The organism is Ahrensia sp. R2A130 (genome assembly GCF_000179775.1).
Taxonomy (GTDB): domain Bacteria; phylum Pseudomonadota; class Alphaproteobacteria; order Rhizobiales; family Rhizobiaceae; genus Pseudahrensia.
In genome coordinates this window covers 101,112-121,480 of sequence record NZ_AEEB01000004.1, presented here as the reverse complement: position 1 = coordinate 121,480, position 20,369 = coordinate 101,112, and the positions used below count along the sequence as shown (strand labels likewise).

Genomic DNA, 20,369 nt, shown 5'->3' with positions numbered 1-20,369 from the left:
AGCCGCGAGGAAGCGGGGCGGGTGAACTTTTCAACGTCGAAGTGTATTGAAGGTGCAAATCATACGAAAAGAACCGAGAGCGAAAAATGGGCGACACGTTTTTGCCGCAGGAAGTCATCCGCACCAAACGCGACGGCGGGGCGATTGCGACTGATGATATCGCCCGTTTCGTGCAGGGCATCACCGACGACAGCGTCACCGAAGGTCAGGTGGCAGCGTTGGCGATGGCCGTGTTCTTCCACGGTATGAACCGCGACGAGGCCGTAGCGCTGACTATCGCCATGCGCGATTCCGGCGATGTGCTGGACTGGTCGGGTATGAACGGCCCAGTGCTGGACAAGCATTCCACCGGCGGTGTGGGGGACAATGTTTCGCTCATGCTCGCGCCGGTGGTGGCCGCGTGTGGTGGTTACGTGCCGATGATTTCCGGTCGCGGCCTCGGCCATACCGGCGGCACGCTCGACAAGCTGGAAAGCATTCCCGGCTACACCATGACGCCGGACAACGCGCTGTTCCGCAAAGTGGTGGAAGATGTGGGCTGCGCTGTCATCGGCCAGACCGCCGCGCTCGCCCCTGCCGACAAGCGCTTCTACGGCATCCGCGATGTGACCGCGACGGTGGAATCCGTGCCTCTCATCACGGCGTCCATCCTGTCGAAGAAGCTCGCCGCCGGTCTCGACGGGTTGGTGCTGGACGTGAAATGCGGCAACGGCGCTTTCATGTCGGATTTGGCGAAGGCGCAGGAATTGGCAGAATCGCTCGTCGCCGTCGCCAACGGCGCGGGCATGAAAACCAGTGCGGTGCTGACCGACATGAACCAGCCGCTGGCCAGTGCTGCGGGCAATGCCGTCGAGGTGACCAATGCGGTGGACTTCCTCACCGGTCGCTCCGTCGACAACCGCCTGTGGGATGTCACGGTGGCGCTGGCTGGCGAGATGCTGGTGTCGGGTGGCTTGGCAAAAGACAGCGCCGAAGGCCGCGACAAGGCGACCGACGCTTTCTCCAGCGGCAAGGCGGCAGAGATTTTCGCCCGCATGGTCACAGCACTGGGTGGCCCGTCGGACTTCATCGACAAGCCGGAGGTCTATCTCGAAACCGCGCCGATCATCCGCGCCGTCGAAGCGCCTGTCGCGGGCACGGTGAGCGCGGTGGAAACCCGCGATGTCGGGTTGGCCGTGGTCGCGCTTGGTGGCGGTCGGGTGCGTGCGGCGGATAAGGTGGACGCCGCCGTCGGTCTCACCGATCTCGCGCTGGTGGGCGATAGCCTGTCGATCAGTGATCCGTTGGCGATGGTTCATGCCCGCACGGAAACTGCCGCAGAAGAAGCGATACGGCGGGTGCAGGCGGCTTACACGCTGACAGCGGCGATGGATGTGGCGGACCATCCGATCATTATCGAGACGGTTCATGCCACCTAAAACTAGGCGAAGGGGAAACTTCGCGGAAATTCCGCTGCTGCCGAAATATGCTGTCGGCAAATACGCGAAATTTCCCGGCCTCGCCTACAGTCACCCGAAACCGTTTCGCAACTGGAGCGACACACAAATGACGGCGGCTATCGGAGGCTGGTTATCGCAAAACCCGCCCGGTCTGGAACTGGCCACGCTGGCGTTGAACGAGCTGCGAAGCCGCCGCACCGATATGGCCGCGTCGATGAAATTTGCCGAGCACGATCTGGAGCCGATTATCTGGCTGGAGGAAGCGGGCGCGAAAGTGCGCGAAACGTTTCCGCGCGATTTGCTGGATGCCCACATGGAAGGACAGGGCGCGAAGGGTGCCAATATCTATGTTATGCTGCGCGGCGGCTACTCGTCGGAAAACGGCATCTACGGCGCCTATGTCGGCTCAACCGGCAAGCCCGTTCCGCGACGACTGACCGAGCATCGCAAGGGCATAAAATCCGCCCGCGGCTTGCCGCGCCATGGCATCGAACCGTTGTGGAGCCTGTTCGATTTCATCAACCCTGTGCCGAAGAAACGCGCTGCGCGGGAGGAGTGGGAAACGCGGTTGCACGAAGCGCTCGCGCCCGTGGTGCCGAAGGTGACGGGGGACGTGGCCTTCTAACCCAAATCCTTGCCGGCGATACTGTAAACCTGCCTCTCGCCACGCATCAGCGCGTGGAAATTGCGGCCATCGAACAGGCCGTCGAAGGCGCGGTCGAAGACGTTCAATCCGCCGGTGTAAGCGCCGAAGCTGGGCATGATCATACGGCTGCGCGAGGCGGCGAAACAGGAGCGGCGGACAGCGCGGCCCTTGCGGATGATGCGGGCCTGCGGATGAAGGTGGCCGGAGATTTCTCCCGGCTTGTGATCGACCAATGGCTCGTGGCGCAGCACAAGACCGCCATCGGAAATTTCATCGGTCACGGTGCCACCGAGACCGCCGGGGGGCAACGGGTCGTGGTTGCCGGTTATCCACGTCCAGTCCCGGTCGTGCATCATACCGAGAAGCGTTTCCTTCGCTTCGGTGGAAAGGCGCAGTGCTGCATCTCTGTCGTGGAAGCTGTCGCCAAGTGCGACGACGCGGGTGGGCTGCCAGCGGTCGAGGCAAACGGCGAGGCGGCGCAGCGTAATCATCGTGTCGTAGGGCGGCAGAAGCTGGCCGCGTCGGGCGAAGGAGGAGCCTTTTTCCAAGTGCAAATCGGCCACCAGCAGCGTGTCGGTCGCGGGCCAATAGGCCACGCCATCGGCATCGGCCACCAGTTCCACGCCGTTGACGGCATGGATGCAGGTGCCGGAAAAATCGGCGAATTGGGAATCGTTGCGATGGTCGTCTGCCGGATGGGCAGCGTCTGAGGCCTGCATGAGCGCGTCTTCTTCGTTGTGTGTTGCGGACGGTTGGTCCGGCTCATGATCGGCCATAATGAAAGACGCTTGCACTGGGTGATGGCGGCGAATGAGGCGGATACCTCGAATCATGTCGCGCTGGTTTTGTACACGGTTGGTGCCGCTTGTGGCACTATGGAACGGAGATCAAATCTCCATCGCCTCGGCGATCAGGTTCTCTGCAGCTTCTACCAGCAGGCTTTCGGACGCTGCGCCGTCCACCCGTTCGCGGCCTGCTTCCAGCATGATCGGCACGGCCATGGGGGACAGCTTGTCGAGGTTCTTGTGGACGATATGATCCTGCGCGCGGGCCAGCAGCGTGCCGACGCGGCGGACATCCAGCAGGCCGGTGGCAGCGTCTTCGCGGGTGGCTTGAAGGAGAATGTGGTCCGGCTCGTGTTCGCGCAGCACGTCGTAGATCAGGTCGGACGATTGCGTCATCTGCCGTCCTGTCTTCGACTTTTGCGGCGCGTTTTTTTCGATCAGCAGGGCGATCATGGCGCATTGGCGGAAGGTGCGTTTCAGCATGAAGGAGTCGTTCATCCACGCCTCCAGATCATCGCCTAACATGTCCTCATCGTAGAGGTCGTCGAGATCGAGCGAACCATCGGCAATCATCGCGCCCATGTCTTCCAAGCCCCAGATGGCGACGACGTAATCGGTGGCGACGTAGCCGGTGGGTTTTGCACCGGCCCGTTCCAGCCGCTTGGTCAGCAGCATCGCGAGCGTCTGATGGGCGAGATAGCCTTCGAAGGAGTAGGTGATGAGATAGAATTTTTCGCCGCGTGGAAAGGTTTCCACCAGCACCTGGTCGGGTTCGGGAATGATGGATTTGCGTCGCTGGATATGCAGCCAGTCGGAAACTTGTGGCGGCAGACCGGGCCATTTTTTCGGGTCGGAAATCATCTCGCGTACGTAAGAGGCGAGCATGGTGGAATAGGGGAATTTCGACCCCGCGTAACTCGGCACCATGGGCTTGTCGTGCTGGGTCTTGGTGACGATGGCTTCGTTTTCGCGAAAGCCTTCGAAACGGCAAACCTGCCCGGAAAACATGAACGTGTTGCCCGGCACCAGTTTGGTGAGAAAGTATTCGTCCAGCTTGCCCAGCACCCGTCCGCCGCGACCGGCGGGCAGCTGGCCATTCTTGCGGCCCTGCCGAACCTGGCGAACATTCATGGCAGGCAGTTCGTAGATGGTCCCGGCATTCATGCGGTATTGCTGGGCGAGTCGCGGGTGGGTGAGCCGCCATGTGCCGTCGCTGGTTCGTATGATTTTCGCATACCGCTCATAAGCCTTCAGCGCGTAGCCGCCGGTGGCGACATATTGGATGCAGCGGTCGAACGTGTCCCAGTCGAGTTCCGCGTAGGGCGCGGCAGAGATGACCTCGGCGTAGAGGTCGTCTTCTTGAAACGGCCCCGCCACGGCCATGCCGAGAATGTGCTGGCACAGCACGTCGAGGCCACCGGGGCGCAGCGGTGGCGTGTCCTGATCGCCAAGATAATTGGCGTCCAGCGCGGCCTTGCATTCAAGAACCTCGAACCGGTTCGCGGGCACGAGAATGGCCTTGGACGGTTCGTCCATGCGGTGGTTGGAGCGCCCGATGCGCTGGGCCAACCGGCTGGCACCCTTTGGTGCGCCGAGGTGAACCACGAGATCGACATCGCCCCAATCAATGCCGAGGTCCAGCGTGGAGGTGGCGATGACGGCACGCAGCAGATTGTCCGACATGGCGGCCTCCACCTTGCGCCGCTGGCCGACTTCCAGCGACCCGTGGTGCAGCGCAATCGGCAGATTGTCGTCGTTGATGTGCCACAGATACTGAAACAGAAACTCCGCCTGGCTGCGGGTGTTGACGAAGATGAGAGTGGTGCGGTGCTCTTCGATCATCTTCAGAATTTCGCCCACCGCGTGTTTGGCGGAATGGCCGGACCACGGCAGGCGTTCGCTGGTGTCGAGGATGGTGATGTTCGGCTTCGCACCGCCGGAAACGGTGATGAGATCAGCGGCGTGGTCGGTGCGCGTGTCACCACGGTTCTGCGGCACCAACCAGCGTTGCAAAGCGAGCGGCTCCGATACGGTGGCCGACAGGCCGATGGTCTGCACGGCAGGTTGCAGCTTCCGCAGCCGCGCCAGCCCGAGCGAAAGCAGATGGCCACGCTTGTTGGTGACCAGCGAATGCAGCTCGTCGAAAATGACGTAGCGGAGGCCATCGAAGAACCGCTCCGCTCCGTCGGATGCGATGAGCAGCGCCAACTGCTCCGGCGTCGTCAACATGATGTCAGGCGGGTTCAGCTTCTGCCGCTGGCGGCGAGACGATGGCGTGTCGCCGGTGCGGGTTTCGATTTTGATGGGCAGATCCATCTCGTCTACGGGCATTTCCAGATTGCGCTTGATGTCGACCGCTAGAGCTTTCAGCGGCGAGATATAGAGCGTGTGAATTCCGCGATACGCCTCACCCGGCTTGCGTTTCGGGCGCTGGGCGAGGTCGGTGAGGGCGGGCAGAAAACCGGCCAGTGTCTTGCCCGCGCCGGTGGGGGCGATGAGCAGCGACGAGCGCCCGGCTTGTGAACCGGCCAAGAGTTCCAACTGGTGCGTGCGGGGTGCCCAGCCACGTTCGGCGAACCAGTCCGTGAAGACGTCCGGCAGGTGCGCGGTCAGCGGTTCGCCAACATCGGAGCGCACTGCTTCCACGGTTGTTGTGGCCGTGTGATCAGCCATGATGGACGGTGCCTTCCGGCTCACCTATGGCTTTGGTCATGCGTATCCTCGTTCTCATATTCGCCGTTATGATGCTTGCGTCCTGTCAGGATGAAGCGGTGACATCATCAGGGCAACGCCATACCGGCGCGATGGTTCTGGCGATGTCGTGGCAACCTGCCTTTTGCGAGGCGCGGGCGCGACTGCCGGAATGCCGCAGCCAGCGGGCCGGGCGGTTCGATGCCGACCATTTCACCTTGCACGGGCTGTGGCCGCAACCGCGCAGCAACGTCTATTGCGGCGTGTCGCGGGCGCAGCAAGATGCGGATAAGCGTCGCCGTTGGAAGCAGCTCCCGGGCCTTGGTCTGTCGGAGGAGATGCGGAAGCGTTTGTATGAAAAAATGCCCGGAACGCGCTCGTTCCTGCATCGGCACGAATGGGTGAAACACGGCACGTGTTACGGTGATGATGCCGAGGGCTACTACCGCGATTCGCTCGCGCTTATGGCGGCGATCAACGGTTCGTCCGTGCGCGATCTGTTCGCCCGATCCATCGGTCGAAGCGTGACGGTGCGGCAGGTGCGGGCGGCATTCGATGATGCGTTTGGCGTGGGAACAGGCGACCGGCTTCGCATGTCGTGTAAGCGCGACGGGCGTCGTGAATTGATTGTGGAATTGACGCTGGGCATCGAAGGCGTGATCGGCGATGCGCCGGATATCGGTGCGCTGGCCGCATCTGCGCCACGAACGAAGGCCGGTTGTCCACGTGGCATCGTAGATGCTGTAGGATTGCAGTAGTCGCTTAGTTCGGCAGGGTGATTTCGAAGGTTGCGCCGGGTGAACCATCGGTTTGGAGCAGCTTGATCGTGCCGCCATGAGCGCGGATCAACTCGGCGGCGATAGCCATGCCCAGCCCCGTGCCGCCGGAGGTGTTGGAATTGCTGAAAGCTGCGAAGAGCGTTTTGCGGACGTCTGCGGGAATGCCTGGCCCCGTGTCCGATAAGGTGATTCGGGTGGCACCGTCTTCGCGTTCGGCTGCGATGGTGAGGCGCTTCACGATGGCGGGGTCGGCCATGGCCTCCATGGCCTGCACCGCGTTGCGCGACAGGTTCATCAACACGCGAAAAAGCTGCTCGGCATCGGCCTGAACTTCGAAGCCCTGCGGTACGTGGTCGATGAAAATAACGGCACTATCTTCGTCGGTGTCGAGGTCCAATGTCTCGCGTACATCTGCGGTCAGGCGGTCGAGCCGCACCAGCGTTCGCATGGGTACAGCCTCGCCCGCTTTGCCGTAGGCGAGCACGGAATTGGTGTAGTCCACGGCGCGGTCGATGGTGCGAAGCAGGCGCGGGGCGAGGCGCTGGACGAGAGGGTCTTCCACGTCTTCCAGCCGCTCAGAGAAAAGCGACGCGGAAGCAAGAATGTTACGGAGGTCGTGATTGATCTTTGACACCGCAAGTCCGAGATCGGCGAGGTGGCGTTGTTGGGCCAGCGTACCGCGAACTTGTTTCTGCATGGCGGCAAGCTGCACTTCCGTGACGCCGATTTCGTCGTGCCGATCACTGGGCACGATCATCGCATCAGGCGCTTCGGGATTATCGGCAAACGTGACCATCGCACCGGCCATGCGTTGCAGTGGGCGGATGAGAATGGCCCGCAGTGTCAGGAAAACGACGAGACCCGTGACAATGGAAATGGCGAGCGAAATGAGGAGGACGTTGCCCGCATAGGACAGCATAGCGTCGCGCAGGGGCTTCTCCTTCATCACCAATTCCAGCGTGCCGGAACGTTGCGCCATTTCACCCACAACGCGGATCGACCGGTCACCACCGAAGATCAAAGTGTCGAACGCTTCGAAGATCGAGGCCACCGCCTGCGCTCGACCCGGCGCAACGACCTCTACCGTTACCGCCACGTCGCCGGGCATCTCGTCGGCGGCCAGAATGCGACTTGCACCATCGGAACGAACGACGATGAGTTCTGTCTGGGTGAGTTCAAGCAGGGCCTTGCGAACATCTTCGGGAATGACGTCGCCGGGTAATTTTTCCAGCGCCAGCGATGAAGCTTCGCCGGTGGTGAAATGATCCGCCAACCAGCTGAGACGGAAGTTGGCGACGGACGGCACGAAGACGAAAACTTCCGTCAGCATAATGACCACGACGGTCAGCCACAGCAGCCGCCCCGACAGGCCGCGCACCAGCCGCGCAAAACTACCGCGAGGAGGGCGGCTCTGTTTCGACGCAACCGCTGCTGTTTCTTTACTGTCCGACGTCAAAGCCATGCGCTCCGCGCTCACCAATCAGCCGAAGGACCGCAGGAAATCCACCACACTGCGGACGATCGGTTTCTTCGTGGTGGGGGCGTAGAAAGTCGTGGCCGCGCGTTTCCCGATTTCGGTCATGGTGGGGTAGGGCGGGATGTAGCCTGCGATGTCTTTCACGGTGAGGTTCTGAGAAATCGCCAGCGCCCACATATTCATCATTTCGCCCGCCATGGCACCAGCGATGGTAACACCCTCGATACGACCCTTCTTGTTGGTGATGATCTTGATGAGACCATCCGTCTTGTGCTCGGCCTGCGCGCGGTCGTTTTCCGCATAGGGCCAGCGCAGCACGGTGATGTCGCCGATCTTTTCCCGCGCTTGTGCCTCGGTCAGGCCGACTTGCGCCAGTTCGGGGTCTGTATAGGTGCACCACGGAATGATGCGGGTGTCTTGTTTAGCGGGTAGGCGGAACAGGATGGAGCGGATCACCAGACCGGCCTGATAGCCCGCAACATGTGTGAATTGCAGGCCGCCGGCCACGTCGCCGATGGCGTAAACGCGGCTGTTCGTGGTCCGCATCTTGTCATTCACCTTGATGCCCTTGCGAGAGTATTCGATGCCCGCTTTCTCGAGGTCCAGCCCGTCTACAGTGGCAGCACGGCCTGTGGCGACCAGAAGTGTGTCGCCCTCGATTGATGAGGAGCCCTCGTCACTTTCCACATTCACCTTCACGCGGTTGCCCGCGAGTTTCACCACACTGGTGACCTTGGTGCCTTCCAGAATGTTCACACCCTCCTTGCGGATTTTTTCCAGCACGATGGCCGCACATTCAGGATCATCATTGTTGAGCGCCTTTACGCCCTCGATCACCGTCACCTCAGCGCCGAGACGACGATGGGCCTGCGCCATTTCCATGCCGATGGGGCCGCCACCGATGACGATGAAATGCCCGGGCGCTTCGGTGCGCTCGAACAAGGTCTCGTTCGTCTCATACTTCACCGTGTCCAGGCCGGGGATGGGCGGCACGAAAGCAGCAGAGCCGGTGGCGACCACGATGCGGCGCGCCTTGATGGTGGTGTCGTCGGCAACCACGGTCTTCTTATCTTCAAAGCGGGCGTGGTCCTTGATGACGGTCACGCCAAGACTTTCGAAGCGCTCGACCGAATCCATCGGTGCAATCGTGTCGATGACACCGCGCACATGGTCATGGATTTTCTGGAAATCGAATTTTGGCTGCAGACCCGCCTTCGGCACCTTGCCGGATGGCGGTAGCACGCCGAAATCGGGAGCTTCGCGCATGGATTGCGCGTGTTTGCCTGCCGCGATCATCGCTTTGGACGGTACGCAACCGTAATTCAGGCAGTCGCCCCCCATCAGGCCTTTCTCGATCAACACCACCTCGACCCCGAAGGAAGCCGCAGCAGATGCGACGACAAGACCGCCGGAACCACCGCCGATGACGCAGATATCGGGAGTGAGGGTCTTGGCCATGATGATGTGTCCGGTCGGATGCTATTGTTTCAACGCGGTTTGACCATCATCGTAAGGCGTGAGCAAGTTGTTGCGGGCGTTGAGAAACTTCACCGGCTTTCAACTTCTCGTTAGCGGTCACGTGGATTTACCGGCCAGCTTCGTTGACTTGCTGCATTCCACTGCTATAGCAAACGCTGAGCGCAGCTTTCCGCACCGGTGGAGATGCCACGCGCGACTTCGCATTTTGAATAGACGATTTACAAAGAGGGTCGGCATCCAGCCGACGCAAGTGTCATGAAACGCACCTACCAACCCAGCAGACTCGTCCGCAAACGCCGCCACGGTTACCGTTCGCGCATGGCAACACCCGGTGGCCGTCGCGTTATCGCACGCCGTCGCGCCCATGGCCGCAAGAAGTTGTCCGCTTAACTTCGGACCGGCTGCCTGCGATTCTTCGCGGGAGCAATCATTATGATCGATGAATTCGATGGGGGAAGCGGTGATGGTACTGCGGCCCCCTTTGGCATGTCCAAAGTACAAACCGTGCGCATGAAACGCCGTGCCGATTTCGTGGCCTGCCGCAAAGGCTCTCGCGTCAGCCGTGATGCTTTTGGCATCCAGTTGCGAAAGCGCAAGCCGGACGAGCTTTTGGGGCCGGGCGAGAAACTGCACCATTTCCGGGTGGGTTTTACGGTCACGAAAAAGATCGGCAACGCGGTCGTTCGCAACCGCATCAAGCGCCGCCTGAGGGCCGCAAGCGCCGAAATTACCGTTCCGGAAAGCCTTGCCGGTTACGATGCCGTCTTCATGGCAAACGAGCCTGCATTGGGTGCGCCATTTCAAACTTTGACGGCGCAGATGACACAAGGTTTAGCAAAGGCACTCTTGAGAGAAGTGGCACGGTTGCAAAACCCTGCGCCACGGGGCAAAACCCGCCGCGACGAAGGCCGTGCGCGCAAGGGCGCGGCAACAGGGGCAGGGCGCACGTAAAGCGGGCCATCCCAAGCTAAAGTGGCACGGGTCCGAACTGGTCCCCATATGCTGCACCACATCTCCAGACCGTTTCGGGAGCAGGTCGTTCTTCATGGACAATCAACGTAATTTCATTTTGGCCGCAGTTTTGTCGCTCGGCGTCGTGTTTGCCTGGCAGGCGCTGGTCATCAATCCGCGTATGGAAGCTGAGCGCGCCGCAATAGAAGCGCAGCAGAAGGTCGAAGAGGCCCGCACTGCTGAAGCCGAAAGCGTGCCCGGCGCAACCACCGCACCGCAAACGGGTGCCGAAGCTGGTGCTGGCGTGCCCGCTGGTCAGGCAACCTCTGGCGATGGCGCTGTTCCCGGTGCCGCACCTGCTGCTTCAGCGCAATCATCTGCAGGCCGCGTGCCGCTGGCTTCACCGCGTCTGGAAGGTTCGGTCAACTTGCAGGGCGGTCGCATCGATGACCTTCGCCTGCTCGATTACCGCGAGACAGTTGATGACACGAGCCCGAACATCCAACTGCTAACGCCTGCTGGAAATCCCGATGCCTATTTCGCAGAATTTGGCTATTCGCCCAACGAAGCCGCCGGTCAGCTTCCTGGACCGAGCACGATCTGGCAACTTGCTGCTGGTGAGCGTCTGACGCCTGAAACTTCGATCTCGCTGCAATATGTCAACGACAAGGGCCTCACCTTCACGCGCACCATCGCGATGGATGACGACTATATGTTCACCATCGAACAGCGGGTGAAGAACGAGTCCGGTACAGACGTTTCCCTGCGCCCCTATGGCCGCATTGCACGTTACGGCAAGCCGGAAACCGCTGGTATCTACGTTCTGCACGAAGGCCTGATTGGGTCGGTCGGTGAACAGGGTCTCGATGAGGTCGATTATGGCGATATCGAAGACGACAAGCGCATCACCAAGGAACCGGCATCTTCCGGTTGGTTGGGCATTACCGATAAATATTGGGCCACCGCGCTAATCCCGCAGACCAAAGACGGTGGCACCTTCACCGCGCACTACAACTATTATTCTGCAGGCACGCCGTTCTACCAGAGCGACTATCTGGCCTCCGCCTTGTCCATTCCCAACGGACAGGAACAGGGCGTCACCACGCGTTTTTTCGCTGGTGCCAAGAAGGTCGACATCATCGACGCCTATGCGGAAAATCTCGAAATTCCGCTGTTCGACAAGATCATCGACTGGGGCTGGTTCTACTGGCTGACAAAGCCGCTGTTCCTGCTGATGAACTGGGTCTATCACCTTATCGGTAACTTCGGTGTCGCGATCCTTGTGGTCACGGTTCTGGTGAAGGCGGTTTTCTTCCCGCTGGCCAACAAATCCTATGCATCCATGGCCAACATGAAGAAGGTTCAGCCGCAAATGACGGCGATCCGCGAGCAGCACAAGGATGACGCCAAGGCCCAACAAGCGGCCATGATGAAGTTGTACAAGGAAGAGAAGATCAATCCGGCTGCCGGGTGTTGGCCGGTGTTGATCCAGATTCCGGTCTTCTTCGCCATCTACAAAGTCATCTATGTCACCATCGAAATGCGCCATGCGCCGTTCTTTGGCTGGATTCAGGATCTGTCCGCACCTGACCCCACGTCGATTTTCAACCTGTTCGGCCTGCTGCCCTTCGAGGTGCCGCTGTTCCTGATGATCGGTGTTTGGCCGCTTCTCATGGGCATCACCATGTTCGTGCAGATGCAGATGAACCCCGCTCCGCCGGACCCGACACAGGCTATGATCTTCAAATGGCTGCCCGTCGTCTTCACCTTCATGTTGGCAACATTCCCCGCCGGTCTGGTGATCTACTGGGCGTGGAACAACTTTCTGTCGATCATCCAGCAGGGCCTCATCATGAAGCGCCAAGGCGCCAAGATTGAGCTGTGGGACAATCTGAAGGGCATCTTCAGTAAGAAGACTGACGCTGAGAGTTAAGCGATAAAGCCAGTCATTCCCGCCATCGCGGGAATGACAAACCGTGGTTGGTTGAGAACCATTCCCCTTCGATGCACGTTGCTTCGGAGAAAGGATGCAAATGACCAATTTCTACGCTGGCCTGCCGCGCATATCGGATTTCGACGTTCTCACATCGGGAGACGGTTATGCGCCTCTCCCTGACGAATGGTTTGTGGGCGTTGCCGATATAGTCGATTCCACCGGCCATATTGCCCGTGGTTTTTACAAAACCGTCAACACAATCGGTGCAGCCGTTATCTCTGCCCAGATGAACGCTGTGGGCGAGGAAGCTGAACCTGGAACGGGAGAGTTTCCTTTTGTCTTCGGCGGTGATGGCGCGAGTTTTGCTATGCCCGATGCAAGCCGTGAACGGGCGCAGGAAGCGCTGGCGCAAGTCCGCCGTTGGGCCAAAGACGAGTTCGGTTTCGAACTGCGCGCCGCCATGGTTCCAGTCTCCGCAATTCGCGCCGCAGGGCACGATGTGCGTGTTGCCCGCTACAAAATTTCAGATGAACTCGATTACGCCATGTTCGCTGGTGGTGGAGTACGTTTTGCCGACGAGCAGATGAAGGTCGGACAGTTCGACGTGCCGATTGCGCCTGAAGGTGAGTTGCCCAATCTGACCGGTCTGTCCTGTCGTTGGACGCCTATGGTTGCGCGCAACGGTGTGGTTCTTTCTGTGGTCGTTCAGCCTGTAACAAACGCCGATCCGGTGGCTTTGCAGAAGCTTTTTCGGGAGGTGATTGCCATCACCGATCAGTTGGACCGCAACGGCCATCCCGTGCCGCAGGAAGGTCCGGGTTTCCAATGGGGGCCGGAAGGTTTGGAACTGGAAGCCCGCGCGACCCACGGCCTCGCGCCGCTGTGGAAGCGTAAGGCGCAGCTTTGGTTTGAAACGTTGATCGCGCTTGTCTTCTTCAAGACGGGCTGGAAGGTCGGCGGTTTCGATGCGAACCACTACACCCAGACCACCGGTCGAAATGCCGACTTCCGCAAGCTGGAAGACGGCTTGAAGATGACCATCGCTTGCAGCGCAGCTGTGCAACAACAATTGGAACTGGCGCTGGAACGCGGACGGTTTGCAGGCCTCATCCAGTTTGGCACAGCTACACAGGACAGCGCTGTGATGACCTGCATCGTGCCGTCCATCATGCGCGACGACCACGTGCATTTCGTTGACGGTGCCGCAGGTGGTTACGCGCTGGCGGCCAAACGCCTGAAGGACGCTATCGCGGCAACTGCGCCCGCCGCTTAGACGCCTCTCCTGTAAGCTTGGCCGTAAACCATGCTCTATGGTCGCAGGGCTGACCCGCGTTCACCGCATTGCAGGTGGTGCCAGCACCTGATAAAGGCGCTGCGAGACAGCCAAGGCTTAAACTTATCTTGCGCCGGCAATCCGCCCGCGTCCGCCTTTGCTTTGCATCATTGATACGCAAGAAGGACCCAGCCAGATGGCCGAACATGACTATATCGTCAAAGACATTGCACTCGCCGAATTCGGCCGCAAGGAACTCGACATCGCCGAAACCGAAATGCCGGGCCTGATGGCTCTGCGCGAAGAGTTTGGTGAATCCAAGCCGCTTAAAGGCGCACGCATCGTTGGTTCGCTGCACATGACGATCCAGACCGCAGTGCTGATCGAAACGCTAAACGAACTCGGTGCCGACGTGCGCTGGGCTTCGTGCAACATCTATTCCACGCAAGACCACGCAGCCGCAGCAATCGCTGCCGGTGGCACGCCGGTCTTCGCGATCAAGGGCCAGACCCTGACCGAGCATTGGGACTACCTCGACAAGTCCTTCCTGTTTGAAGACGGCCCGAACCTGATCCTCGACGATGGCGGCGACGCCACGCTCTACATCCTGTTGGGTGCCCGCGCTGAAGCCGGTGAAGACATTATTCCGGTGCCTGAGTCGGAAGAAGAAGAAGCTATCAAGGTGCAGATCGCCAAGCGCATGGAAGCCAGCCCGGGCTGGTTCACCAAAATGCGTGACCAGATCGTGGGCGTTTCGGAAGAAACCACCACCGGTGTTCACCGTCTCTATCAGCTGGTCGAAGAAGGGCAGCTGCCTTTCCCAGCGATCAACGTGAATGACTCGGTCACCAAGTCGAAATTCGACAACAAATATGGCTGTAAAGAATCGCTGGTCGATGGCATCCGCCGCGCCACCGACACCATGATGGCCGGTAAGACCGCAGTCGTTTGTGGCTATGGCGATGTGGGTAAAGGCTCTGCCGCTTCCCTGCAGGGCGCTGGCGCCCGCGTGAAGGTGACAGAAATCGACCCGATCTGCGCACTGCAGGCCGCAATGGACGGCTTCGAAGTCACCACGCTGGAAGATACGTTGAAAGACGCCGATATCTTCATCACCACCACCGGCAACAAAGACATCATCCGCATCGAACATATGCGTGAGATGAAGGACATGGCCATCGTTGGTAACATCGGTCACTTCGACAACGAAATTCAGGTCGCAAACCTGCGCAACCTGAAGATGACCAACATCAAAGATCAGGTCGACATGTACGAAATGCCATCCGGCAACCGCATGATCCTTCTGTCCCAAGGCCGCCTGCTGAACCTCGGCAACGGCACGGGCCACCCGTCATTCGTGATGTCTGCTTCCTTCACCAACCAGGTGTTGGCGCAGATGGAACTTTGGATGCGCGGCGACCAGTACGAAAACAAAGTCTACATCCTGCCCAAGCATCTGGACGAAAAGGTCGCCCGTTTGCACCTTGAGAAAATCGGCGTGAAGCTCACCGAGCTTGCCAAGGATCAGGCCGACTATATCGGCGTGAAGGTCGAAGGCCCGTTCAAGCCCGAGCATTACCGCTACTAAAGCAAATGCTCGTTGCTCCATCAGATGGTGCTAGCGAGCGAAGAGCGAGCCGGGCGAAAGCCCGCGCCTGCTCAGCACAATGGGCGTGAACATAAAGAAAGGCCCGGACAGAAATGTTCGGGCCTTTCTTTGTTTCAGCGCGTAATTAACCCCTCATTAACCACGTCCACCCACATTCACCCTCGCACCGGATTCCGGCTTCCGTTATCGTGAACCGAATCGCCGAAGCGGTAGCGTTGGGGTGGAAGAATAGATCGATAGAGGGTCACGTGTAGCGTGTTCGGCCCGTGTGAAGGTGTTTGCGTGGGGAAGCGTCGACCAATTCACCAACCGTGTGAGGCGGATGGGCTGATGAAAAGCGAAAACACAAGTGACTCCAATTCCGCCAAACGTCATAAATCTGTTCTGCGAAAACTGACCGAACGGCTCGCTTCCGGCGTCGCGTTGGCAGCGGCCTTTTTCGTTACAACGCCTGCATCTGCACAACTCGCCTCTATAGAAGCCCTGCTGCCCGATGCCGGAATCGCAGGAAACGGTTTGGTCTTCGTCTTTTTCGTTGGTGCATTTTCCTTCGCTATGTGGTCGGCCACCTGGCTGATCCGCGAACGTCGTGCGCTGGACGACAGCCACCGAATGCTCAGTCTTGAACTGGCCGATCTAAAAGCCCGCCACGAACGGGCCGAAGCTTTGCTGGATGCGCCGGACCAACGGGTCGTTGTTTGGGATGGCGAGGAAAATCCGCCGACATGTCGTGGTGCCCTCGTATCCACTAGCGGTACGCCGTCTGAGTCCGCAGATTTTGTTGCCTTCGGCACGTGGATGGCACCCAATTCGGCGCAAAGTTTCGACCATGCAATACAACGCCTACGCAGTTCTGCAGAAGCTTTCGAGATGCCAATCGAAACGCGCAACGGCAATATTCTTGAAGCGCAGGGCCGCGCCTTCGGTTCCCACGCCTTCGTCCGCTTTCTGTCGCTCACCGGTGACCGTGCGGCACTTGCCTTGCTGGAATCCCAATATACCAGCCTGATGGCCACTACCGACACCATGCGCACCTTGTTGGAAGCTGTGCCGATGCCGGTATGGCTGCGTGACCGCGAAGAGGGGCTGACCTGGGCCAATCCTGCATACGTAAAGTCCATCGACACCGCCGACCTTGCACAAGCTGTGGCAAGCAATCAGCACCTATTGGATGCCGGTGACCGCAACCGCGTTAGCGAGCAGTTGCATGGCGCACACGATGCAGACGGCAATGCGGCAGCCCGAACAACCTTCCAGAAACGATTGCACGCAACGATGGCCGGAGACCGCCGAACCGTCGACGTGACCGTTATCGAACACGATGGCGGACAGGCGGGGCTTGCCGTCGATATGAGCGAAGTGGAACAGGTGCAATCCGATCTGCGTCGTACGTTGCAAGGCCACGCGCAAACGCTCGATCAACTGGCCACCGCCGTTGCTATTTTTGATGCCGGTCAAAAGCTCGCTTTCCATAATCAGGCGCTTGCTGATCTTTGGGCGCTGGCCCCCGGTTTCCTCGACAGTGCGCCCTCCAATGCCGCTTTCTTCAACGAACTCCGCGACAGTGACCGTATCGCAAATCAGCCGGATTGGGCGAAATGGCGCGGCGAATTGCTGGCCGTCCACCACGCGACCGAGCCAGCCGAACATTTCTGGCATTTGCCCGATGGCCGCTCGCTGCGCGTGATCGCCAACCCGCATCGCCAAGGTGGCGTAACGTGGGTGTTTGAAAACATCACCGAGCAGTTGGAAATGGAAAGCCGCTACATCGCCATGACGCAGGTGCAGGGCGAAACGCTGGACCATCTGGGCGAAGCCATCGCCGTGTTCGCCTCTGATGGCCGCTTGAAACTGTCCAACCCTGCGCTGCAGGAGCTGTGGCATCTTGAAGATGAACAGGTGGCTGCTGACACACCCATCGCAGAAGTCGCCCGTTATTGCGGCGAAAAGCTTGCCGAAGATGGAACCGTTGACGAGCCGGGACAGGCGGAAAGCGCCATGGTCTGGGATGAACTCGTCACAGGCGTAACCGGCGTAACGGACTCTCGCGATACGATCGATGGTCGCTTGCATCTTATGGAAGACCGCGTGCTCGACTATGCACTGGTGCCACTACCCAACGGCCAGACACTGTTATCATTTGCCGATGTGTCCGACTCCGTCAGCCTCGAGCAGACCCTGCTCGAACGCAATGAAGCACTGGAGGCTGCGCAGCGTTTGAAGAACGAATTCCTTGAACACGTGTCCTACGAATTCCGGGCGCCGCTAACCAACATCAAAGGCTTTGCTGAAATCCTGCAAGGTGGCGCTTTCGGCCCGCTGAACGAAAAGCAGGCTGAATATATCGATCACATCGCCAGCTCATCCGGCGTCCTGCACACGCTGGTCGATAATCTGCTGGACCTTGCTACAATGGACGCAGGTGCGTTGGAACTCGATCTTGAACAACTCGATCTTGCCGACACACTGGAAGCTGCACGATCCGCCGTCATGCCAGCTCTGAAGGACCGCGGACTCGCACTGGAAATCAATGTCGAAGACGACACACGTTTCGTCGGTGACAGCGATCAGATTCAAAAAATCCTCGGCAATTTGTTGCAAAACGCCAGCCGTTTCTCGCCAAAAGGTGGCACCATTCGCCTCGATGGCGTGACGAGCGGCGATGATGTGGTAATCCGCATCGCTGATGAAGGGCCTGGTATTCCAGCTGAAATCCGCGACACGATCTTCGAACGCTTTTCCTCCAGTGCGGTGCGTTCCCATAAGCGCGGCGCCGGTCTCGGTCTTGCTGTTGCCAAGGCACTGTGCGGCTTACATGGCGGTGCGCTGGAACTGGACAGCGCGGTGGAAGAGGGAGCGACGTTTATCTGCCGTCTGCCTATCCGCCACGATGCAGAAGCATCGCAGCCCATGCTGTCCGCCGCCGAGTAAGGCAGGCACCTGTGGCATCACTTCAACTCCGGCTGAGCGACGAAGCCGCCACCATTCGCTTCGGTGAAACGCTTGCCATGGCGCTGCGGGCTGGCGACATGGTGTGGCTGCGTGGCGATCTTGGCGCAGGCAAAACGGCTCTCGCCCGCGCAACTATTCGCGCCGCCAGTGGTGACGATCATCTCGAAGTTCCCAGCCCAACCTTCACGCTGGTGCAGACCTATTCCGACTTGCCCTTTGGCACACTTGCCCACGCCGATCTCTATCGGATCGCTGATCCCTCCGAGGTCGAAGAATTGGGTTTGGAGGATACGCTTGCTTACGGAGCGGTTCTGGTGGAATGGCCGGATAGAGCCGAAGGCTTGATAGGCCAACCATCGTTGAAAATCGATATTGCAGTTGAGACGGACGATGCCCGTACGCTGACCATTAGCGGTGATACCGCAGCACTTGAACGTCTGGAACGCAGTCTCGGCATCCGCGCTTTTCTTGACGGCATAGGCCACGCCGAAAGCCGTCGCAGCGTGTTGGATGCAGATGCATCTGCACGATCCTACGAACGCATTCATCCCGAAGATGCAGACGCGCTCATCTTGATGAATGATCCCGGTCGTCCGGATGGGGCTCCGCTGAATTCCGGCACAGGCGCTGGCCGCCCCTACAGCGCGACCGCCCGACTGGCTGAAGGATGTGCTGAATTTTACGGTGTAGGCGAACTGTTGTCCGATGCCGGTTTGGCCGCGCCCGCAATTTTGTCAGCGGACCTGACCTCCGGCCTTATCCTGCTGGAAGACTTGGGTCGCGGCGTCATTATTGACGCGGACCGTCAGCCTATTTCAGAACGCTATCTCGCAGCTGCTGAAACGCTGGCTGCGATGCATGAGCGTGAATGGCTCCGCGATGTATCGCTGCCCGATGGCGCGACATATCATCTGCCGCCCTACGATCGTGATGCAATGATGATCGAGGTTGAACTTCTGTCCGATTGGTTCCTGCCCCGCCAGCGCGGAAACGGTATGAACGAGCAAGAGCGTGAAGATTTCACAGTCATATGGGACGCTCTCATTGCCGAGCTTTCCGAAGCTGAACACAGCCTCATATTGCGCGACTACCACTCCCCCAACATCATCTGGCGCGATGGTGAAAGTGGCACGGACCGCATCGGTATCATCGATTTTCAGGATGCGCTCTGGGGGCCGTCTGCCTACGACGTCGCATCACTGGCGCAGGATGCCAGAGTCGATCTCTCGCCCGAATTGGAGCAGGTGATCATCGAGCACTACTGTGCTGCAAGATCGACGTTGGACCGCACGGCATTCGATAAGGCTTATGCGATTATGGCCGCCCAGCGCGCCAGCAAAATTGTTGGCATTTTTGTCAGGCTTGACGAGCGGGACGGGAAGCCTGCCTATCTAGCCCATCTGCCCCGGATGGAGGACTATCTTGCCCGCAGCCTACAACATCCGGTGTTGGCGGACTATCGCGTCTTCCTGCGTGACGTCGCGAATTTCAAAGTCTAACTCTGGCTTCATCGAATCGTTGAAGCTGTCCGGCAAACGTGAAACCCTGCTGACCACAGCAGGCCGATGGCCGAACAGGGCGGAGCGGCAATGGTGGACAAATCTCAACAGGGCGATCTGAAGGTGAGCCACGCCATGGTTCTTGCGGCCGGCCTCGGTACGCGAATGCGCCCGCTCACTCTGTTGAAACCGAAGCCACTGGTCGAAGTCGGCGGAAGTACCCTGCTGGACCATGCGGTGGACGGGTTAGTGACGGCAGGCGTTTCCCACGTCGCCATCAACGTTCATTACCTCGCGCAACAGATCGAGGATCACGTAGCAAGCCGGGGCGACATTACCGTTTCCATATCCGATGAGCGAGCCGAACTTCTCGACTCTGGCGGTGGTGTAAAACAAGCGGTCGAAGACTTCCCCGATCATCCGTGTTTCATCCTCAACGCGGATTCGTTCTGGTGCGATGGTAAACAGCAGAGCCTCCCAGCTATGGCCGGCATGTGGGACGATCAAGCCATGGACATGGTCCTTCTTCTGGCCCGCCACGAAGACGCAGTCGGCTTTGATGGCAAGGGCGATTTCCATATGGCCGATGGTGGCCAGCTTACCCGACGTGGTGATGCTGACAGTGCGGAGTTTGTTTATGCCGGTGCGATCCTCGCTCGTCCTGCACTCTTTGCATCAGAGCCTGCTAAAGTGTTCTCGCTGAACAAGTTGTTTGACGCCGCGATTGCAGAAGGTCGTTTGTTCGGTTGCGTTCTGGATGGGCTGTGGCTGCATGTCGGTACGCCGGAAGCTATCGGTGAATCGGAAGCGGCTATGACCGAATTCGGCAGCTTACCCGCACCGATTGCCTGAC

Annotated in this window: 15 protein-coding genes; 11 read left to right on the top strand and 4 right to left on the bottom strand. The window is 59.4% G+C overall.

Translation table 11 applies throughout. The features are described 5' to 3' along the window. Positions 1 to 86: 86 nt before the first annotated feature. Together deoA and R2A130_RS06005 are read left to right on the top strand one after the other, a co-directional pair. Complete coding sequence (gene deoA, locus R2A130_RS06010) at positions 87 to 1,418, top strand: thymidine phosphorylase (protein WP_009464066.1); 1,332 nt, start codon at positions 87 to 89, stop codon at positions 1,416 to 1,418. Then, positions 1,408 to 2,064, top strand: a complete 657-nt coding sequence (locus tag R2A130_RS06005; RefSeq protein WP_009464065.1) for a hypothetical protein — start codon at positions 1,408 to 1,410, stop codon at positions 2,062 to 2,064. Before deoA ends, R2A130_RS06005 begins: the two co-directional genes overlap by 11 nt. On the opposite strand, the gene pdeM is transcribed toward R2A130_RS06005, so the two are convergent. Then, positions 2,061 to 2,918: a ligase-associated DNA damage response endonuclease PdeM gene (gene pdeM, locus R2A130_RS06000; RefSeq protein ID WP_009464064.1), complete on the bottom strand. Its 858-nt coding sequence runs from the start codon at positions 2,916 to 2,918 to the stop codon at positions 2,061 to 2,063. The two genes, R2A130_RS06005 and pdeM, sit on opposite strands and share 4 nt — an antisense overlap. A gap of 54 nt (positions 2,919 to 2,972) precedes the next feature. Beyond that, positions 2,973 to 5,543: a ligase-associated DNA damage response DEXH box helicase gene (locus R2A130_RS05995; RefSeq protein ID WP_009464063.1), complete on the bottom strand. Its 2,571-nt coding sequence runs from the start codon at positions 5,541 to 5,543 to the stop codon at positions 2,973 to 2,975. 38 nt (positions 5,544 to 5,581) lie between these two features. On the opposite strand from R2A130_RS05995, the gene R2A130_RS05990 reads away from it, so the two are divergent. After that, complete coding sequence (locus R2A130_RS05990; protein ID WP_198008641.1) at positions 5,582 to 6,319, top strand: hypothetical protein; 738 nt, start codon at positions 5,582 to 5,584, stop codon at positions 6,317 to 6,319. Between the two features lie 4 nt (positions 6,320 to 6,323). Here the strand turns inward: R2A130_RS05990 and R2A130_RS05985 are convergent, their stop codons facing one another. Both R2A130_RS05985 and R2A130_RS05980 read right to left on the bottom strand, forming a co-directional pair. Beyond that, on the bottom strand, positions 6,324 to 7,802 hold the full coding sequence (locus R2A130_RS05985; protein WP_009464061.1) for a HAMP domain-containing sensor histidine kinase: 1,479 nt from the start codon (positions 7,800 to 7,802) through the stop codon (positions 6,324 to 6,326). Positions 7,803 to 7,820: 18 nt separating this feature from the next. After that, positions 7,821 to 9,275 (bottom strand): NAD(P)/FAD-dependent oxidoreductase, encoded by a 1,455-nt coding sequence (locus R2A130_RS05980; RefSeq protein WP_009464060.1) that lies wholly within the window; start codon positions 9,273 to 9,275, stop codon positions 7,821 to 7,823. 276 nt (positions 9,276 to 9,551) lie between these two features. On the opposite strand from R2A130_RS05980, the gene rpmH reads away from it, so the two are divergent. The 8 genes from rpmH to R2A130_RS05940 all read left to right on the top strand — a co-directional run bounded on the left by rpmH (position 9,552) and on the right by R2A130_RS05940 (position 20,368). Continuing rightward, a complete protein-coding gene (rpmH, locus tag R2A130_RS05975) occupies positions 9,552 to 9,686 on the top strand; it encodes a 50S ribosomal protein L34 (protein WP_009464059.1) in 135 nt (44 codons plus the stop codon). A 42-nt stretch (positions 9,687 to 9,728) separates the two neighbouring features. Then, positions 9,729 to 10,247, top strand: coding sequence for a ribonuclease P protein component (gene rnpA, locus R2A130_RS05970; protein WP_009464058.1), 519 nt, complete (start codon positions 9,729 to 9,731; stop codon positions 10,245 to 10,247). A gap of 94 nt (positions 10,248 to 10,341) precedes the next feature. Further along, positions 10,342 to 12,180 carry a membrane protein insertase YidC gene (yidC, locus tag R2A130_RS05965; protein ID WP_009464057.1) on the top strand — a complete coding sequence of 613 codons (1,839 nt, stop codon included), beginning with the start codon at positions 10,342 to 10,344 and terminating at the stop codon, positions 12,178 to 12,180. Between the two features lie 100 nt (positions 12,181 to 12,280). Next, a complete protein-coding gene (locus R2A130_RS05960; RefSeq protein WP_009464056.1) occupies positions 12,281 to 13,456 on the top strand; it encodes a DUF3095 domain-containing protein in 1,176 nt (391 codons plus the stop codon). A 196-nt stretch (positions 13,457 to 13,652) separates the two neighbouring features. Further along, positions 13,653 to 15,044: an adenosylhomocysteinase gene (gene ahcY / locus R2A130_RS05955; RefSeq protein ID WP_009464055.1), complete on the top strand. Its 1,392-nt coding sequence runs from the start codon at positions 13,653 to 13,655 to the stop codon at positions 15,042 to 15,044. 351 nt (positions 15,045 to 15,395) lie between these two features. Then, the gene (locus R2A130_RS05950; RefSeq protein ID WP_009464054.1) at positions 15,396 to 17,996 is read left to right on the top strand and encodes a PAS domain-containing sensor histidine kinase; all 2,601 of its coding nucleotides are present in this window, start codon (positions 15,396 to 15,398) and stop codon (positions 17,994 to 17,996) included. 11 nt (positions 17,997 to 18,007) lie between these two features. Then, positions 18,008 to 19,516, top strand: a complete 1,509-nt coding sequence (gene tsaE / locus R2A130_RS05945; RefSeq protein WP_009464053.1) for a tRNA (adenosine(37)-N6)-threonylcarbamoyltransferase complex ATPase subunit type 1 TsaE — start codon at positions 18,008 to 18,010, stop codon at positions 19,514 to 19,516. Positions 19,517 to 19,606: 90 nt separating this feature from the next. Continuing rightward, entirely contained in the window at positions 19,607 to 20,368 is a 762-nt protein-coding gene (locus R2A130_RS05940) for a nucleotidyltransferase family protein (RefSeq protein WP_040305212.1), read from the top strand. The last annotated feature ends 1 nt before the right edge of the window (position 20,369 follow it).

Excerpts from the sequence above, each read along its gene's own strand:
- R2A130_RS05985 (WP_009464061.1), bottom strand. The coding sequence starts at position 7,802 with ATGGCTTTGACGTCGGACAGTAAAGAAACAGCAGCGGTTGCGTCGAAA.
- R2A130_RS05995 (WP_009464063.1), bottom strand. The coding sequence starts at position 5,543 with ATGGCTGATCACACGGCCACAACAACCGTGGAAGCAGTGCGCTCCGAT.
- deoA (WP_009464066.1), top strand. The coding sequence starts at position 87 with ATGGGCGACACGTTTTTGCCGCAGGAAGTCATCCGCACCAAACGCGAC.
- ahcY (WP_009464055.1), top strand. The coding sequence starts at position 13,653 with ATGGCCGAACATGACTATATCGTCAAAGACATTGCACTCGCCGAATTC.
- R2A130_RS06005 (WP_009464065.1), top strand. The coding sequence starts at position 1,408 with ATGCCACCTAAAACTAGGCGAAGGGGAAACTTCGCGGAAATTCCGCTG.
- R2A130_RS05960 (WP_009464056.1), top strand. The coding sequence starts at position 12,281 with ATGACCAATTTCTACGCTGGCCTGCCGCGCATATCGGATTTCGACGTT.
- R2A130_RS05980 (WP_009464060.1), bottom strand. The coding sequence starts at position 9,275 with ATGGCCAAGACCCTCACTCCCGATATCTGCGTCATCGGCGGTGGTTCC.
- rpmH (WP_009464059.1), top strand. The coding sequence starts at position 9,552 with ATGAAACGCACCTACCAACCCAGCAGACTCGTCCGCAAACGCCGCCAC.
- rnpA (WP_009464058.1), top strand. The coding sequence starts at position 9,729 with ATGATCGATGAATTCGATGGGGGAAGCGGTGATGGTACTGCGGCCCCC.
- yidC (WP_009464057.1), top strand. The coding sequence starts at position 10,342 with ATGGACAATCAACGTAATTTCATTTTGGCCGCAGTTTTGTCGCTCGGC.
- pdeM (WP_009464064.1), bottom strand. The coding sequence starts at position 2,918 with ATGATTCGAGGTATCCGCCTCATTCGCCGCCATCACCCAGTGCAAGCG.
- R2A130_RS05950 (WP_009464054.1), top strand. The coding sequence starts at position 15,396 with ATGAAAAGCGAAAACACAAGTGACTCCAATTCCGCCAAACGTCATAAA.
- R2A130_RS05990 (WP_198008641.1), top strand. The coding sequence starts at position 5,582 with ATGCGTATCCTCGTTCTCATATTCGCCGTTATGATGCTTGCGTCCTGT.
- R2A130_RS05940 (WP_040305212.1), top strand. The coding sequence starts at position 19,607 with ATGGTGGACAAATCTCAACAGGGCGATCTGAAGGTGAGCCACGCCATG.